The organism is Giesbergeria sp. (genome assembly GCF_028686475.1).
Taxonomy (GTDB): domain Bacteria; phylum Pseudomonadota; class Gammaproteobacteria; order Burkholderiales; family Burkholderiaceae_C; genus Simplicispira.
Genome location: NZ_JAQUCA010000002.1, coordinates 35758 through 52385, shown reverse-complemented (window position 1 = coordinate 52385; position 16628 = coordinate 35758). Strand labels below are relative to the sequence as shown.

13 protein-coding genes are annotated in these 16628 nt (G+C 53.2%); 2 read left to right on the top strand and 11 right to left on the bottom strand.

Annotation, left to right across the window (positions count from 1 at the left end):
* Positions 1-16 precede the first annotated feature (16 nt).
* Positions 17-1723, bottom strand: coding sequence for a class I poly(R)-hydroxyalkanoic acid synthase (phaC, locus tag PHX60_RS01575; RefSeq protein ID WP_300073722.1), 1707 nt, complete (start codon positions 1721-1723; stop codon positions 17-19).
* A gap of 119 nt (positions 1724-1842) precedes the next feature.
* Here phaC and PHX60_RS01570 point away from each other — a divergent pair, with 119 nt between their 5' ends.
* Positions 1843-2160 carry a hypothetical protein gene (locus tag PHX60_RS01570; protein ID WP_300073720.1) on the top strand — a complete coding sequence of 106 codons (318 nt, stop codon included), beginning with the start codon at positions 1843-1845 and terminating at the stop codon, positions 2158-2160.
* Here PHX60_RS01570 and pgeF read toward each other — a convergent pair.
* On the bottom strand, positions 2074-2925 hold the full coding sequence (pgeF, locus tag PHX60_RS01565; RefSeq protein ID WP_300073718.1) for a peptidoglycan editing factor PgeF: 852 nt from the start codon (positions 2923-2925) through the stop codon (positions 2074-2076). The genes PHX60_RS01570 and pgeF overlap by 87 nt on opposite strands.
* A 67-nt stretch (positions 2926-2992) precedes the next feature.
* Between pgeF and PHX60_RS01560 the strand changes: the two genes are divergently transcribed.
* Positions 2993-3541 carry an NUDIX hydrolase gene (locus tag PHX60_RS01560; protein ID WP_300073716.1) on the top strand — a complete coding sequence of 183 codons (549 nt, stop codon included), beginning with the start codon at positions 2993-2995 and terminating at the stop codon, positions 3539-3541.
* A 27-nt stretch (positions 3542-3568) separates the two neighbouring features.
* Here PHX60_RS01560 and PHX60_RS01555 read toward each other — a convergent pair whose 3' ends face one another.
* The 9 genes from PHX60_RS01555 to PHX60_RS01515 form a co-directional block, all read right to left on the bottom strand.
* Entirely contained in the window at positions 3569-5689 is a 2121-nt protein-coding gene (locus PHX60_RS01555; RefSeq protein WP_300073713.1) for a bifunctional diguanylate cyclase/phosphodiesterase, read from the bottom strand.
* An 88-nt stretch (positions 5690-5777) separates the two neighbouring features.
* Positions 5778-6479: a fumarylacetoacetate hydrolase family protein gene (locus PHX60_RS01550; RefSeq protein WP_300073710.1), complete on the bottom strand. Its 702-nt coding sequence runs from the start codon at positions 6477-6479 to the stop codon at positions 5778-5780.
* Between the two features lie 20 nt (positions 6480-6499).
* On the bottom strand, positions 6500-8179 hold the full coding sequence (locus PHX60_RS01545; RefSeq protein ID WP_300073707.1) for a dipeptide ABC transporter ATP-binding protein: 1680 nt from the start codon (positions 8177-8179) through the stop codon (positions 6500-6502).
* Between the two features lie 44 nt (positions 8180-8223).
* Entirely contained in the window at positions 8224-9294 is a 1071-nt protein-coding gene (locus tag PHX60_RS01540; RefSeq protein WP_300073705.1) for an ABC transporter permease, read from the bottom strand.
* Positions 9260-10291, bottom strand: a complete 1032-nt coding sequence (locus PHX60_RS01535) for an ABC transporter permease subunit (protein WP_300073702.1) — start codon at positions 10289-10291, stop codon at positions 9260-9262. Before PHX60_RS01535 ends, PHX60_RS01540 begins: the two co-directional genes overlap by 35 nt.
* A gap of 9 nt (positions 10292-10300) precedes the next feature.
* On the bottom strand, positions 10301-11611 hold the full coding sequence (locus PHX60_RS01530) for a hypothetical protein (RefSeq protein ID WP_300073699.1): 1311 nt from the start codon (positions 11609-11611) through the stop codon (positions 10301-10303).
* Between the two features lie 56 nt (positions 11612-11667).
* Positions 11668-14493, bottom strand: a complete 2826-nt coding sequence (locus PHX60_RS01525; RefSeq protein WP_300073696.1) for a DEAD/DEAH box helicase — start codon at positions 14491-14493, stop codon at positions 11668-11670.
* Positions 14490-15884, bottom strand: a complete 1395-nt coding sequence (locus tag PHX60_RS01520) for an EH signature domain-containing protein (protein WP_300073694.1) — start codon at positions 15882-15884, stop codon at positions 14490-14492. Before PHX60_RS01520 ends, PHX60_RS01525 begins: the two co-directional genes overlap by 4 nt.
* A gap of 11 nt (positions 15885-15895) precedes the next feature.
* Positions 15896-16621 carry an OmpA family protein gene (locus PHX60_RS01515; RefSeq protein ID WP_300073692.1) on the bottom strand — a complete coding sequence of 242 codons (726 nt, stop codon included), beginning with the start codon at positions 16619-16621 and terminating at the stop codon, positions 15896-15898.
* Positions 16622-16628: the final 7 nt, after the last annotated feature.

Genomic DNA, 16628 nt, shown 5'->3' with positions numbered 1-16628 from the left:
GAAATGCAGCCTGAAATCAGGCTTTTTGCTTCACATAGCGGCCTGGGGCCGGTTCAATCACCTTGAACTTAGCGCCCTTGCCGTAGCCTTTGGGTGCGGCAACTTGCGCGCCCGCGTGCCCTTGCAGCCAGGTACTCCAATCGGTCCACCAGCTGCCAGCATGTTCTTGTGCGCCCTCTAGCCACTGGTCAAATTTAGCGGGCAATTGGCCATCTTGGCGCACCCAGTAGCTGCGCTTTTTCTTGGCGGGTGGGTTAATCACGCCAGCGATGTGGCCCGAAGCCCCAGCGACGAAGCGTTTAGGGCCGGGCAAAATTTGCGTGCTGGCATAGGCCGAAGCGATAGGCACGATATGGTCTTCGCGTGAGCCATAGAGGTACACCGGGGTATCAATTTGGCGCAGGTCGATTTTTTCGCCGCACACGGTTAGTTTGCCCGGCTGCATCAGGTTGTTTTCTAGGTAGGTATTACGCAAATACCACGCAAAGAAGGGGCCAGCCAAATTGGTACTGTCGCTGTTCCAGTAGAGCAGGTCAAATGGCGGTGGGGTTTCGCCCTTGAGGTAATTGCCCACCACATAGTTCCAAACCAGCTCGTTGGGGCGCAGGAAGCTAAAGGTAGAGGCCAACTCTTGGCCCTTGAGCAGCCCGCCCTTGCCCAGCTGCATCTCGCGGAACTTGACAAAGCTCTCGTCGATGAATACATCCAAAACACCGGTATCGCTAAAGTCCAAGAAGGTAGTGAGCAGCGTCAGGCTGGCTACCGGGTCGCGGCCACGCGCGGCCAATACGGCCAAGGCAGTGCTGAGGATGGTGCCACCGACACAGAAGCCCAAGGCGTTGATTTGCTCGGCACCCGTGATTTGCTGCACCGTGCTGATGGCTTCAATCGCGCCGTCTTCGACGTAATCGTCCCAGGTGGTTTGCGCCAGCTCGGCATCGGGGTTGCGCCAACTGACCAAGAAGGTGTGGTGGCCTTGCTCAATCGCGTAGCGCACCAAGGAGTTGGCCGGTTGCAAATCTAAAATGTAGAACTTGTTGATGCAAGGTGGCACCAGCAAGAAGGGGCGCTCATAGACCTTGTCGGTCAGGGGCTTGTATTCAATCAGTTGGAACAGGGCATTCTCGAATACCACGGCACCTTCGGTGGTGGCCACGTTGCGACCGACCTCAAATTGGCTCTCGTCTGTCATGGAGACATGGCCTTGGCGCATGTCATTGAGCAGGTTTTGTACGCCCTTGGTCAGGCTTTCGCCTTTGGTTTCGAGGGCTTTTTTCTGTGCCTCGGCATTGAGGGCCAAGAAGTTGCTGGGCGCGGTGGCGGCCAACCATTGTTCTACCGAAAACAGCACGCGATTGCGGGTTTTGTCATCGGCTTCTACTGCTTCGGCCAGACTCATCAAGGTGCGGGCGTTGAGCAGGTACATGGCCGCCGAGAACGAGGCTACCGGGTTGTTTTTCCAGTCTTCGCTGCTAAAGCGGCGGTCTTTGCCGATTTTTTCGGCAGGTGCTTGCAAGCCTTGGTTCCAGAGGGTGCTGGCTTCTTGCAAGTATTGTTGCTGCACTTGCTGGAGTTTTTCTGGCGCAATTTTGAGCGGTGCCACTGGGCCGACAGTGCCAGCAGCGCCGACTTTTTGCAGCGATTGCAGCATTTGTGCCAAGCTATCGCCAAAAATTTGCTGAAATGGCGGGGTATGCTGTCCCGAGGATGCTTCTGAACTCATCTTTTCTCCCGAAATGGTGGCTTACGCATACGCAACGACTTCCGTTGCAAAAATGATAAGCCACATGACTATGGTAATGGTAACGCCCCTTTCACTGTTTTTTAGCTTTTGGAGCGCCAATGTATCTTGTAGTTATCGCATGGCTTTATGTCACTGTCATGATGGCCTTGGCCGAAGCCACCAGCAGCACGGGTAGCGTGTTGGGGGCTGTTTTTACCTTTTTGCTGTATGGCGTGCTACCTTTGTCGATTGTGGTGTACATCTTAGGCACTCCGGGGCGCAAACGTGCTTTGCGCGCCCAACAGATGGCAGAACAAGAAGATACAGCAGTAACGGCATCAGCATCATCCTCAGGGTTGGCTACGCCAGATGCAAGCGGCCATGCGCCCGCTGCCACCCCAGCGGACAGCATCGCGCCGGTGCGAAAAGAAATGTGACGGATTATTGACCGTACACCACCCCGCACTGCTGTCATTGCCATAAATCTGCGTGATGCCCAAACCCTGCAAACGCTGGCGTGCCAAGGCGGCTAAATCGGCCAGATATTTGCCTTGTTGCCCCGTTTGCTGCTGAAAATGTGCTGCCGCCGCTGGATGGTGCGCGCAAAAAGCCTGCTGCACCTCGGCCCCCACCTCAAAGGCGGTGGGGCCAATGCACGGCCCTAACCAAGCCAAGGTGGAAGGGGCCAGTGCTTTCTGTGCCGCTGCTGTGGCCTCTGGCCCTAATAGCGCCGTGCAAAACGCCTGCCATACTGACTCTAAAACACCATCGGCCAGCCCGCGCCAGCCTGCATGGGCCGCAGCGACGGCGCGGCCCTGCCTATCGGTGAACAATACCGGCAGGCAATCGGCCACCATGATGGTGCAAACCGGGCCAATGGCCGTGGTAACGCAAGCGTCGGCGCAAAGGCCATCGGATAAACCAGCAGCCAGATGGATGGTTTGCACACCATGCACTTGGCGCAAAAATACGGCCTGTGTCTGCGCTTGCGTCTGTGGCGTGTCGGTTTGTAGGGCCATTTGCAGGCGCTGGCGGTTGGTTTGCACCGCCTGCGGCACATCGCCTACATGGTCGCCCAAGTTGAGGCTATCGTAGGGCGCAACACTCACACCACCCGCGCGGCTGGTACACAGCGCATGGATATGGGCTGGCGCTGGCCACTGCGGGCGTATCCAATCAGGGTGGAAGGAAGAAGGTGGCATCTTGCCAGTGTAGCGCTTATAAGCATGGCACACTTGCTAGGTTTTTCTACCAGCACAGCACTGTTCCATGAGCTTTCATCCTCCCATCCGACACTGCCGCCAATGTGGCGCTTCTGTGGTTTATCGCCTGCCGGATGATGGCGATACCAAACAGCGCGCCATTTGTAGCGCTTGCCATACGGTGCATTACGAAAACCCCCTGAATGTGGTGGGCACGGTGCCCATGTTGGGCGATAAAGTGTTGCTGTGCAAACGCAACATCGAGCCGCGCAAAGGCAAGTGGACGCTGCCCGCCGGTTTTATGGAGCTGGATGAAACCACCGCCGAGGGGGCAGCGCGCGAGACCCTAGAAGAAGCGGGCGCGCAATTTGAAATGGGGCCGCTGTTTAGCCTGCTCAATGTGCGCCGGGTGGGTCAAGTGCACTTTTTTTATCGCGCTACCCTGCTCAATGACCGGTTTGACCCCGGCCCAGAGACGATGGAGGCGCATTTATTTGCCGAGGAGGATATTCCTTGGGATGAACTCTCGTTTCGTACTGTGCGCGAAACCCTACTGCGCTATTTTGCCGACCGGCGCGCTGGTCAATTTAGCATCCATTGTGTGGATGTTGAATAGGGTAGAGCAACGCTACGGCCCCACGGCCTAGAGTGGCCCCGGCGGTATCACGCCGCCGGTTTGCGCCAACAGTGTTCCAAAATCGGCCTCGCTGATGGGGCGCGAAAGCAGGTAGCCCTGAAACTCGTCGCAGCCTTGGTAGCGCAAAAAATCAAATTGGGCTTGGTTTTCTACCCCTTCGGCCACCACGGTTTTACGCAGGCTTTTGCCCAAAGAAATGGCCGCGCGGGCAATCATGGCCACTTCTTCTTCGTGTTCAATACCGGTGACCAAGGAGCGGTCAATTTTGATGGTGTCCAATGGAAAGCGGCGCAAGTAGCTCAAAGACGAGTAACCGGTGCCAAAGTCGTCCATCGCCAAGCTGACCCCCAGCGCCTTAAAGTCACTCAGCACAGCGACAGCGCGTTCACTGTCGCCCATAAATACCGATTCGGTAATCTCTAGCTCTACCTGGTGCGGCGGCAAATCGGCCTCACGCAACAGGCCCGCTACTTGGGCCACGATGTCGTCAATTAAGAACAATTGTGGCGATAAATTGACGGCCATGCACAGGGGTTTCTCACGTGCGAGGTTCCAGCGCTTGGCGGCGGCAAAGGCTTGGCGCAAGATGATGCGCGTCAGGGGCAAAATCAGCCCTGTTTCTTCGGCCACCGGAATAAAGCGGTCTGGCCCCACCGCCCCCAACTGGGGATGCACCCAACGCGCCAGCGCCTCTACGCCCACAATGCGCCGCCGGTGGTTGACCTTGGGCTGGTAATGCACGGCAAAACTTTGGCTCTCTAGGGCGGCACGCATCGCGGCTTCTAGTGTGAGGCGCTCATCGGCCAAGCGGTTGAGTTCGCGGGTAAAAAACTGAAAATTATTGCGCCCGCGATTTTTAGCGGCGTACATGGCCACATCGGCATGTTTGAGCAAAATTTGGGCATCATCGCCGTCATTGGGGTACATGGCCACGCCCAAGCTGGCCCCGACATGGAACTCGCGCCCCGACAACATCACTGGGCGGCTGATTTCTTGCAAGATACGCTCTAGCAACGAAATCACGCTGTTGGTGCGGTAGTGGTCGTTGACCACCAACACAAACTCATCACCGCCCAAACGCGCCACGGTATCCGGGCCACGCAGACAACTGGCCAAGCGGGTGGCCACTTCCTTGAGCAGCTCATCGCCTGCGGCGTGGCCTAGGCTATCGTTAATGAATTTGAAATTGTCTAAATCAATAAACACCAGTGCCAAGTAGTACCCCAACAAAGCTGCACGGGCAATGCCTTGGTCGATGCGGTCGGCCAACAAGACCCGATTGGGCAAGCCAGTGAGCAAATCGTGGTTGGCTTGGCGCTCTAGTTGTTCTTGGTAGTGGCGGCGCTCCGAGATGTCCTGCACCGTGCCCTCGTAACAAATAAATTCGCCTTTGGGGCCAAGCACCACGTGGGCATTTTCAGAAATCCAGATGCGCGTACCATCGCGGCGATAGACTTCGGATTCAAAATTAAGCACCTGCCCTTGGGCCTGCATCAAGCGGTGAAACACCTCGCGCCGCCCCGGTTTGACGTACAAACGTCGGTCGATGTCCGACAGGTCGGCCATCAGTTCTGCGGCAGAGTCGTAGCCGTAGATGCGTGCCAAGGCCGGATTGGCCGCCAAATAATAGCCCTCGCGCGTGGTCTGGAAAATACCCTCGCTGGCGTGTTCAAAAATATGCCGGTAACGCAGCTCGGCGTGCGTCAGGGCCTCTAGGGTGGCTTGGTATTCGGTAATGTCGGCGATGAAGCCTTCTACCACCAACATCCCATGTTCATCGGGCACCGCCACGCCACGCTCAGATACCTGTTTGAGCTGGCCTTGTTGGGTGGTGATGCGGTATTGCACCGCAAAACGCTGCCCGGTTGCCACGGCCTGCTGAATAATTTGGCGTACCCGTTGCCGGTCTTCGGCATGGGTAATATCTTCCCATGAGGTAGCTTGCTGGCCCAATAGTTGGTCGGGGGTGTAGCCGGTTAAAGCTTCACAACCCCGACTGACAAACACCATCGTCCAGTGTGCATCGTTCAGGCAACGATAAGCCATGCCCGCCAAGTTGTTGACCAGCGTGTCTAAGACACGCGAGCGATTGACGGTTTCTGTGGACAGCAGGCTGGCGCGGCGCATACAAATAGGAAAAAAAGCACTCAGAAGGGGGGGGATTATCGCGAAGGATGCGCTTATTCCGAAGGAAAGCAATTTTCGTGCCTTATCCTTACTCAGCAGCACCGATGTGTAGCGTTACCGTGCCTACACCTTGCACCTGACCTACTATTTTGTCGCCGGGCAACACGGCCCCCACGCCTTCAGGGGTTCCGGTGTAGATTAAATCGCCGGGTTGCAAGTGGTAGTATAAAGACAAATCTGCAATAATTTCGCGGATACTCCAAACCATCTGGTTTATATCAGCGTGCTGTTTGCTTGCACCATTGACCGACAGAGAAATTTCTCCCTGCTCTAATACCACGCCGGACATCGGTACTACTTCGCTGCACACAGCACCATTTTCTACATCTTTAGCCATATCCCAAGGGTGCCCTTGTTTGCGGGCTACCGCTTGCAAATCACGGCGCGTCATGTCTAGGCCGCTGGCATAGCCATAAATATGTTCGTGGGCCAATTCTTGAGTAATGCGAAAACCGGCTTTGCCAATTACTATTACCAGCTCCATCTCAAAATGGTAGTTTTGCGTTTCTGGTGGATAAGGCACCGTGGCCCCGGACTCTACCAAGGCATGGTAAGATTTGGTGAAATAAAACGCCCGTGCTGCTGCTTTATCTACCAGACTGCCCATTTCGATGGCATGGGCATGGTAATTGCGCCCAATAAAAAACAGGCGATGCACAGGCAAGCGTTCTATTTTGCCACGCACCGGCAAAGATGGGGTAGCAGGTGGGTTCCAAAGGTAAGTGGTCATGGTGTATGTATTTTGAAAAATTATGAAGAAAAAGCTGCTTGCGGGATGAGCGCTGCCGCAGCCATCAATTGCTGGGTGTAGGCATGTTGTGGCTGTTGCAACACTTGGGCCATAGGGCCACTTTCTAGCACTTGGCCGTCTTTCATCACCAAAATATGGTGCGCCATCGCCCGAATCACATCCATATCGTGGGTAATCAATAGATAGCTCAGTCCTTTGTCACGCTGCAAGCCTTGCAACAGACTTAATACCTGCTGTTGGATGGTGACATCCAAGGCGCTGGTGGGTTCATCCAGCACCAACATGCGCGGTTGCACCACCAAGGCGCGGGCAATCGCCAAGCGCTGGCGCTGGCCGCCAGAAAATTCGTGCGGATAGCGCGCCAACAAACCCGGAAATTGTTCCTCGTCCAGCCCCACTTCTTGCAAAACTTGCTGCACACGCGCGCGCTGCTGGGTGCTGCTTAAATCGGGCGCGTGAACCAATAAACCCTCGCCCACGATTTCTTCTACCGTCAGGCGTGGCGACAAGGAGGAAAACGGGTCTTGAAACACCACCTGCACCTGTTGGCGTAGCCGCTGGTTAGCTGGGGTGTTGCTGCTGGGGGGCTGCTGCCAGCGCTGTCCGGCCAGTTGTAAATCACCGGTGTGTGGCAGCAAACCCAAAATAGCCTGCGCTAAAGTGGATTTACCCGAACCGGATTCACCTACCACGCCCAGCGTTTGGCCGGGTAATAATTGCTGGCTAATACCCTGCACAGCGACAAATTCACCTTTTTTGAACCAACCGCGCCAACCCGCTAATGGTACTGGATAAATAACCTGCAAATTTTGCATTTGCAGTAGGGGAGATGGTGTGGCTTTATCGGGGTCCAGCTCTACTACATCGCGCCGGGGTTGGCTGGACAGCAAACGCTGGGTATAAGGATGCTCGGGCTGGGCAAAAACCGAGGCCACTGTGCCTTGCTCTACCAACACACCACGCTCCATTACCGCTACCCGGTCTGCAAAACGACGCACTAAATGCAAATCGTGGGTAATCAATAATACTGCCATACCGGTTTCGCGTTGCAAATCAGACAACAAATCCAGTATTTGCCCACGCAGTGTGACATCTAAAGCCGTGGTGGGTTCATCGGCCAACAACAATAAAGGCTTACTGGCCAATGCCATTGCAATCATGGCACGCTGGCGTTGGCCGCCGCTGAGTTGGTGCGGATAACTTTGGGCGCGGCGTTCGGGTTCTGGAATGCCCGTACGGGCCAACATTTCTACCGCAGCATTCCATGCCTGTGCGCGGGTCAGTGCTTGTTTTAATTCTAAGACTTCGACAATTTGCTGGCCAATACCCATCAGCGGATTGAGGGCCGTCATGGGTTCTTGAAACACCATCGCAATTTGCTCGCCACGCACGGTGCGGATGTCTCGGTCGGGCAAGGTCAGTAAATTGCGCCCTTGGAATACAGCTTGGCCGCTGGTTTGAGTGGCTCCGGTCAATTGGAGCAAACTTAAAGCGGTGATGGTTTTACCGGAACCAGATTCACCCACTAAAGCCAATTTTTCACCCGCAGACAGCGTAAAACTGACTTGATTCACCACAGTTTTTTGCTTGAATTGGACAGATAGCCCATGCACTTCTAACAAAGGAGGTACGGGAAGCCCTTCGTTTTTTTGTTGATTTGTTTTTTTATTTTCATTCATACCATAAACACATGTAAGTCACATTCGTTGCGATAGAAATAAGCTCAATCCGCCTTGCGTGGGTCGAGCGCGTCGCGCAGCGCATCGCCCATGAACGTGAGCAGCAACAAAGTAACCACCAGCACCGCAAAAGTGGACAGAGAAATCCACCACGCATCAATATTATTTTTGCCTTGACTGAGCAGCTCGCCCAATGATGGGGTACCGGGTGGCACGCCCAAGCCCAAAAAATCCAAAGAGGTAAGCGCCAAAATGGCAGCACTCATGCGAAACGGCAGAAAAGTAACCACGGGTGTCAGGCTATTGGGCAAAATATGTCGCCAAATAATTTGCCAATTACTTACCCCGAGCGCACGTGCCGCCTTGACATAATCGAGTTGGCGGTTGCGTAAAAATTCAGCGCGCACATAATCGGATAAACCCATCCAACCAAATAAACTGAGCAACAGTAACAACAAACCAATGCTAGGCGAAAGCACCGCACTGAAAATAATCAGCAAATATAATTCGGGCATCGAACCCCAAATTTCTATCAGGCGCTGGGCGATTAAATCGGTTTTACCGCCAAAAAACCCTTGCACTGCGCCCGCTACGACGCCTAATAATATCCCGGTAAAAGTCAAGGCCAAAGCAAATAATACACTGACCCGAAAACCATAAATCAATTGGGCCAACAAGTCACGGCCACGGTCATCGGTGCCCAGCCAATTTTGGCTTGAAGGAGCGGAAGGATTGGGAGCCTCGGCAAAATAATTGAGGGTATTGGGGCCGTAGGGATTAAGGGTATAAAGCGCCCAATTGCCACCTTGGGTGATGCGCTCTTGGATAAATGGGTCTAAATAATCGGTGGGGGTGGCAAAATCACCGCCAAAGGTGGTTTCGGGGTAATCTTTAAGCATCGGAAAGTAAGTCTGGCCTTGGTAGCGTACCAGCAATGGTTTATCGTTACTGACCAACTCGGCGCAGAGGCTTATCAACACCAAGGCACAAAAAATGACCAAGCTCCAATAACCTAAGCGTTGGCGCTGAAAACGTCGCCAAGCGCGGCGCGATGGCGATAAAGAGACAGAACTTGCAGCACTAATCGAACTTGACACGAGGGTCCACCCAAACATAGCAAATATCGCTGAGGAGCTTGGTAACCAAGCCTAGCAATGTGAACAGGTACAAGGTGCCTAGCACCACCGGATAATCGCGCCGAATAACGCTTTCAAAACTCAATAAACCTAGGCCATCGAGGGAAAATAAAGTTTCAATTAACAAAGAACCGGTAAAAAAAGCACCAATAAACGCTGCGGGAAATCCGGTCACAATCGGAATCAAGGCATTGCGAAACACATGTTTATACAGCACCTGCCGCTCGGACAAGCCTTTGGCGCGTGCTGTCAGTACATATTGCTTGCGTATTTCTTCCAAAAAGGCATTTTTAGTTAACATGGCAGTAACTGCAAAACTACCCAACACCATCGCAGTGATAGGCAAAGTAATGTGCCAAAGATAATCAACGATGCGTGCGCCCCATGATAATTCTTCCCAGTTGGCCGAGGTGAGACCGCGCAGCGGAAACCATTGTAACTGGCCGCCAAATATAACCAGCAGAGCCACCCCTAACACAAAACCCGGAATAGCGTAGCCGACCAAAATCAATAAACTGGTAATTAAATCAAAGCGCGAACCAGCGCGCACCGCCTTGGCGATACCCAAGGGCACAGCCACCAAATAGCTGATAAAAAACGTCCAGAGGCCCAAACTGATAGAAACTGGTAATTTTTCTACAATCAGCTGCCAGACATCTTTGTTTTGAAAAAAGCTGCGCCCTAAATCAAAACGAGCAAACTGGCCCAGCATTTGCACAAAGCGCTCGTGCGCCGGTTTATCAAAACCATACAATGCCTTGATTTGTTCTAGGCGCTTGGGATCGACCCCCTGCGCGCCTCGGTAAGCCAAACCGCCCCCTTCGGCCCCACCACCACCGGCACCCGCTTTGGCTTCGGCCAGATACTGCTCTACCGGGCCACCGGGCACAAATTGCAAAACGATAAAGGTGAGCAATAGCACGCCCAGCAGCGTGGGGAGCATTAACAAAATGCGTTTGAGGATGTAGGCAAACATGCTTATGGCTCAATCCAAAACAGAATTTTGACTGACCAATTTTTCTATCAATTTGGTTTTTTCCTGATTGAGAGTAGCTATTTTTGCAAGCAATTCATTTATTTCCAAATCAATGGCTTTCACTCTATTCAAAACATCAACCTGAATATTTTCATGCACTGCTATTGAATCCAAATGTGTTGGCGTACTATCTTTTTTATTTTTTGATAGAACCTCTTTAATTTCCAACTTTTTTCCAGGCGGAAAAGATTTTCCTAAACTAGCACTACCCTCCAATATATAAAAATTATCTGAATCTTCGGACTTTTCTACCACCAGCGAAACTACTGCAGAATTTACACCGAATATTTCAAATCTTGCGTATCGCACCAAATAGAATTCATCCATTCTAATCTGAAAAACAACATCTCCTGCATTTGTATTCCCACTAATTTTATAAAGATTACCGCTTACCGAATTAATTTTTAAATTTGAGATTGCGCTCCACGGCTTCTGCGAATTCCAATCTTTAAAAAATTCAGATAAATATTCGCTATAAATAGACCCGTTTTCTGAATCAATACTCTCACTAAAATCTTTTATTCTTAAATCATAAATTTTACCCGGCCCAGCAAATCCTTCATAAACAAGGAACTCTCCACGTTTATTATGCGCCAATATTGATAAGTAATCACCCACAACTGTCGTGGATTTAGCTTCACTAACTGGATAATACTGAAAATTTTCCCGCCTCGCTCCCATAGGCTCGCTTAGTGTCGTCACCTCACTAGGAAGAAATCTAAAAATATCAAACTGCACATCATCTGCAATCTGAGCAAAGAATTTTCTTTCCTTCCGATGTTCATCCTCGCCATGCACGCGCACCAAAAAACCCTCATTTCGTCCTGTAATGGTGACATTAAAATTTTGCAATGACTGCCACCCCTGTCTATCCCAACGATTTCCCCCTGAGTAAGCAGCCGTTCTATTTTCTACGTTGTCAGTACAAACATGCTTCGGCCACGGTGGCCCCAACTCATCAAAATAAACCCGACCGCCATTTTCGGTCTGGCAAAAATATACTCCTTGCCCACACACTGGGCAGCTGGCATTGGGCTCTGTCCAAGGACCACTGAGAGCATTGGTATTCATATTTTTGCGGGGTGTGGAAGCGACCGGTACAGGAGTCGATGAATAGCTAATGTTGGAAAGCATTCTTGAAGCGTTGAGTTCTCTAAAAGAAAACGAAGAATGGCCACCCGAAGAGCCATAGCCACCACTGTGCCAGCCTCCTCCCCAACCACAGTTGCAACCCGGGGGATGGTTTCGAGCGTTACACATTTTTATACTCAATAAAATTGTTAAAAATTATGCTTCGATGTTCAATAGAAACTTGGTTAGTTTATCGAGGAAAGAAGCTCTTGATAGTCTTGTGTCGAAAACGCTGGTGCCGCCAACAAATCCTGCGCCAGCTTCCGTTTGCGATTCATTAATGCCTGCAACTGCACATCAAAGCTGTGTGCCTCCGCACCAGGCACCACGGCTAACGGGTAATAGATATGCACAGGCTTGGTCTGCCCAATACGGTACACGCGGTCTGAACATTGGTCTTCTACCGCAGGGTTCCACCAGCGTGACAGGTGAATAACGTGGTTGGCAGCAGTCAAGGTCAAACCCACGCCACCAGCTTTGGGCGACAACAGCATCACATCAAACCCGACTTCCTGCTGAAACCTGTCCACCCTCTGCTGGCGGGCTTCAGTCTGAACCTGACCGTTAATCACCATAGGCGCGCGCTGCAAGCCGTAACGGCGCTGCAACAGCAGCGGCAATTGGTCGGCTTGCTGCAAGTCCAGCGATTCGAGAAAAACCAGCACTTTTTCCTTGCACCGGGCCACGGCATCTAGCACCTGCACCATCGCCATGAAGCGGGCAGAATCTTCAAACTGCAGTTCGGCATTGCCCATGCCGCCCTCTAGCAATGCCGGATGCAAAGAGGCTTGGCGCAGGGCGTGGATCATTTCCAGCGTAGTGTAGCTACCTGCGGCCTCCTTCAGCGCTAGAGCCCGCTGGTACACCTCAGCCTGTCGGGCTGGCATGGGCACGGTCAGTACATGCTCGTGCTTGTCAGGCAGGCCATCGAGTTTTTCAGTTTTCATACGCCGCAACAAAAGGCGGGGCGGCAGACTGGGGGCGTGGTCTTCGCCGTGCCACACCAGCTGGCGCAGCGCTTGCACGTCAGCGCCTTCGGTTTCATAACGGGCGCTGAAGTCTTTCAAGTCTGCCAATGCACCGGGCTGCACGGCATCGGCAATGCACCACAGGTCGGCCAGCCGGTTTTCTACCGGGGTACCGGTCATGGCCAACACAAAATCAGCGTTCAGGGCTTTGACCGCGTGGGTCATGCGGGCCTTGGGTGATTTGATTTTTTGCGCTTCGTCCAGTACCACGGCAGCAAACGGTATCGCGCCAAAGCTCAGTTGGTAATCAGATACAGCCTCGTAATTGGCCAGCACCACATCGGCAGAGCCCAAGCGTGCAGTGTCCAAGCCCGCCGTGCCATCGCTGTGCCTGCCGCGCTTGAGGGGTTTGAGATGTTCGCCATAGGCCCGTACCAAGTTGCCTAGACCGGGTGCCATTAAATGGGCATTGATTTCGGCTTCCCAATTACGGAGCAAGCCCACCGGTGCAATCAAAAGCAAGGGTTTGGTGGCAATGTGCCCAGCCTCCATCTGTTCGCGCAGCCAAAGACAAAAGGCCAGCGCCTGAAAAGTTTTTCCCAAGCCCATGTCGTCGCACAGCATGGCACCGTGCGAGCCTTGGCACCAATGCCGCTGCAGCCAAGTGATGCCAAATTCTTGGTGCTTTTTGGGGCGGGTTTTCAACCCAAAAGGCAGCGTCTGCTGGCCGAGACGCTGGCCGGTGGTGGTACGCGCAAAAGAGGTTTCATCCAGATTGGTTTCAATAATGAGGACGTTTTTCACGGCCTCAGAACCTCCATCTTGCGGCTTCTGGCCCCCCTCCTCCCGGGTCATAACCCGGTGCAGCTGCTGTAACACTGTGACATTGGCCGGGGTAGCCGCCACGGCTTGGCCAGCAATGGCAATGGTGCTTTGCCCTTCTGCCAGAGCGGTTTGCATATCGCTCAGCGCCCGCTCCAGCGTTGCGATGTCCAAGGGCAGCTCCACACCGCCCAGCCGTACACCAGCGGCCACGGGTGCGCCCCAACTTTGCGGGTCAATCTTGATCCACGGCAACAGTGGTGCCTGCCACTCGCCCACATCGCGCACCCGCTCGGCAAAGCGCTCGGTTTCGACAAATACCGTGGGAGCGGTGTCTTCTGCACCCATGAACTCGCGCAATACCGCCTCGGGGTACATGGCAGCGCGTTTACGCACCTGTGCGGGCGCACGCCGCAGCTGTTGCACGGCAGCCAGTGCCTGCTGTAGCGGCTCATCCACCACCACGTAAGTACCCTGATGGAGAGCAAAGGCCGAAGCGCCACTAGGCAACTGATCCAGCCGCTTGGAAAACAGCGCTTCATCTCCCTCCAGCAAGGCGCGCACCTGCTGCGTGCCATCGCCTTCATCAGCGCGGCGGGCAGACAACAGCACCGGATCAAGTTGCACATCCCCGTGGCTATCGGTGTTGATGGCGAAGGTCAGCGCCGTTGCCGTCACTACGCGCAGATTACGCAAAAAACCATCGGTCAACTGGTCAGACGCCGTATCGCCCAAGGTCTGACGGATATGTGCCCAAATGCGGAACTGCTCCTCATGCCCACTACGGCCTGACTGGTTGAACTGCTCCACCAAACCCAGCACATCGAACATAGGCGAGGCAATGCGATAGGGCTTATCTTGCCATGTAAGCCATAGGCCATTAGCTTGCACATCGCGGGCAGCCATCGTCTTGCCCGGCTGCAACCAACGCACCGTAATGCTGGCCCCGGGCTTGCCCAGCGCACCACTCAGGCGCAGGTCAAAACCCAACGGCGCATTGGGCGGCAAGCCCAAAGCAGCTGCAGCTGCAGCTGACCAAGTAGCCACTACCGCCGCAGGAACAGTGAGCGTGGCGGCTTGCCAATCGGCGGGGTGATCGGCTAAATAAACCGACAACGCGGCAGCGGCATGGGTGGGCAAGGCTTCAAACCACTGCGCTACTGTGCATGGCAGTGCCCATGTCACGCTGGTTGCTTCGCGGTGCGCGATGGCCAAAGTCACAACAGAATTTCCCAATCACCGAGGTAAATCCCTGTGCGCTGACGAATCATGTCACGCGCTTTGCGTTGCCATGTTCCATGTTCAGAATGGGTATGGCGCAGTTCGGGCCGCATATTGAGCCCATCATGAAAATCCAGTGATTGCGCTTCTCGCAATGTCTGTCCGTGGTAGCTGAGTTGGTAAAAGCTGGGAGCATCTGAATCATCTTCAGGGTAGGCGCGCAAACTGCCACTATGACTCCACTCTGAAAAAACCAGATCACCTATGCGTAGCAGCAAAACAGATTGATTTGGAGCGGCACCACCTTCCAGCCGCCCAAAGCGTTGCGGGACTGCGCTAGTGTTGTTGCTCTTTGCCGCTATCTGGGCATGGGCACCCAAAACCATCCAAGCCTCTTCAATATGACCGGCATCGTAATAAGCCATCCAGAATTTTTGTCGGTAGCGCCAAATATCATCAGCCGTGCGCTCCAAGATGCTCATAAATCCTTTGAGGGTATCGCCTGTGAGCAAGTAGTGCATCACATGCACAGCGTCTGGATTTACACCTTCCCACTGGTAATTGGCATGGCGCAAAAAACGTGGATCACCGTATTGCTGCAAGAAAAATGTGAGCAGTATTTTTTTCAATCCATCCTGCATCTTGCGGTTGTGCTGCCACGGCAAAAGCAATCCATCGGCAAAGGCAATGCGTAAATCGGTTTTGACCACGGGCGCTGGCATCTTCTGTAACCAGTTCATCACCCGCTGTACCGTGGCGAGCTCACGCAGCTGGTCTAGCGGCAATTGCAAACCAGCACGCAAAATAGCCGTACCCAACCCTGTGCCCTCAAATCCAGGCCAGAACAAATAGGCACCCATCAATTCATCTTCATGGACTTGGTGCAGCGTAAAAAACAAGCTGGCAAGATTTACAGGTGCGCGAATTGGATTAAAAAAATCCTGTCGCTCATCCATTTCTCGCATTTTGGCAGCCATCGCGCCTTGTGCCAATTGCAAAACTTGGCGCAGCTTGGCCGCAAAACCCCGAAATGCAATACTCTCCGGGTCAAACCCATTGCAATAGACAAAGAATAAAGGTATTAGCCAACGCTTGGCGCGTCTGGGGCTGCTTTGCAATGCTTCGGGTAAAACTTCTGACCAATAACGGTTCAGTAAAATTGGGTCAGTTTCATAGAGCGCTAGCATACCTTTAACCCACAAGGCATAGGGTAATTGCCGCCAGTCGCTTTTAGACAACAATTGGTAGTCTTGTGTGCGCTGTTGCTCGTATGCTAGGCGTAGTTTTTTGCCGATTTCTACAAAAGGCGGCGGTGTTTGGACAGTTACTGCATTTATTTGCAGCAAAACGGCCTCCAGCTTTTCCATTTTAGTGGGCAACGGAGCAAACATAGCGTATTCCATCAACGGCTCAAATGCTTACCCATGCGTTCTAAAAAATCGGCTTCGTCATGAGGTCGATAAGTCAGAACAATACGCAAGTCCACGCGGCGGTTGCGGCCATCGGAGGGCGCGATTCCCTTCAATGGCCGTGAATCAGCGTATGCACTGTATGAAAACAGGGGCAACTCCTGATCATTGCGATAGCCAGCCAATGGGGTGCCCTGCACCAGTGCATTACTTACCGAAATAGCCCGATCGAGGGACAATTTGGTATTACCTCCATCGCGTAGCATAGGCACATTGTCGGTATGCCCCTCGATAAATATGGTTTCAACTTCATGTCCGTAAGGGTTATTGGTACAACCCTGCTGCTTACGCTGATTAGCCACGAAACAAGGCAATACTGTGCCCAACTTTTCTGCTACTTCGATTAGTTTAGGCTGTGCTGCTGGCTTGAGGGTCGAACTGCCCAAATCAAACAACACATCTTCAGGCAGGCTGATAATTCCGCTGGAGGGGTCAATACGCACAGTAGCAAGGGTTTGGCGGATTTGCTCGCCAATGGCGCTAGTGACAGCACCTCGTGGATCACTGAACGCGGTGCGCGCTTCTTGCGCGGCAGTCGCCAAAGCCTTGGCTTCAGCGGCGAGTGCTTCAGTTTCAGTGTTTCTTTTGTGCGCCAAAAAGGCCACCATGATGATGAAAATGAACAGCAATCCGACCATTAAATCGGCAGTGGAAGCCATGTATCCC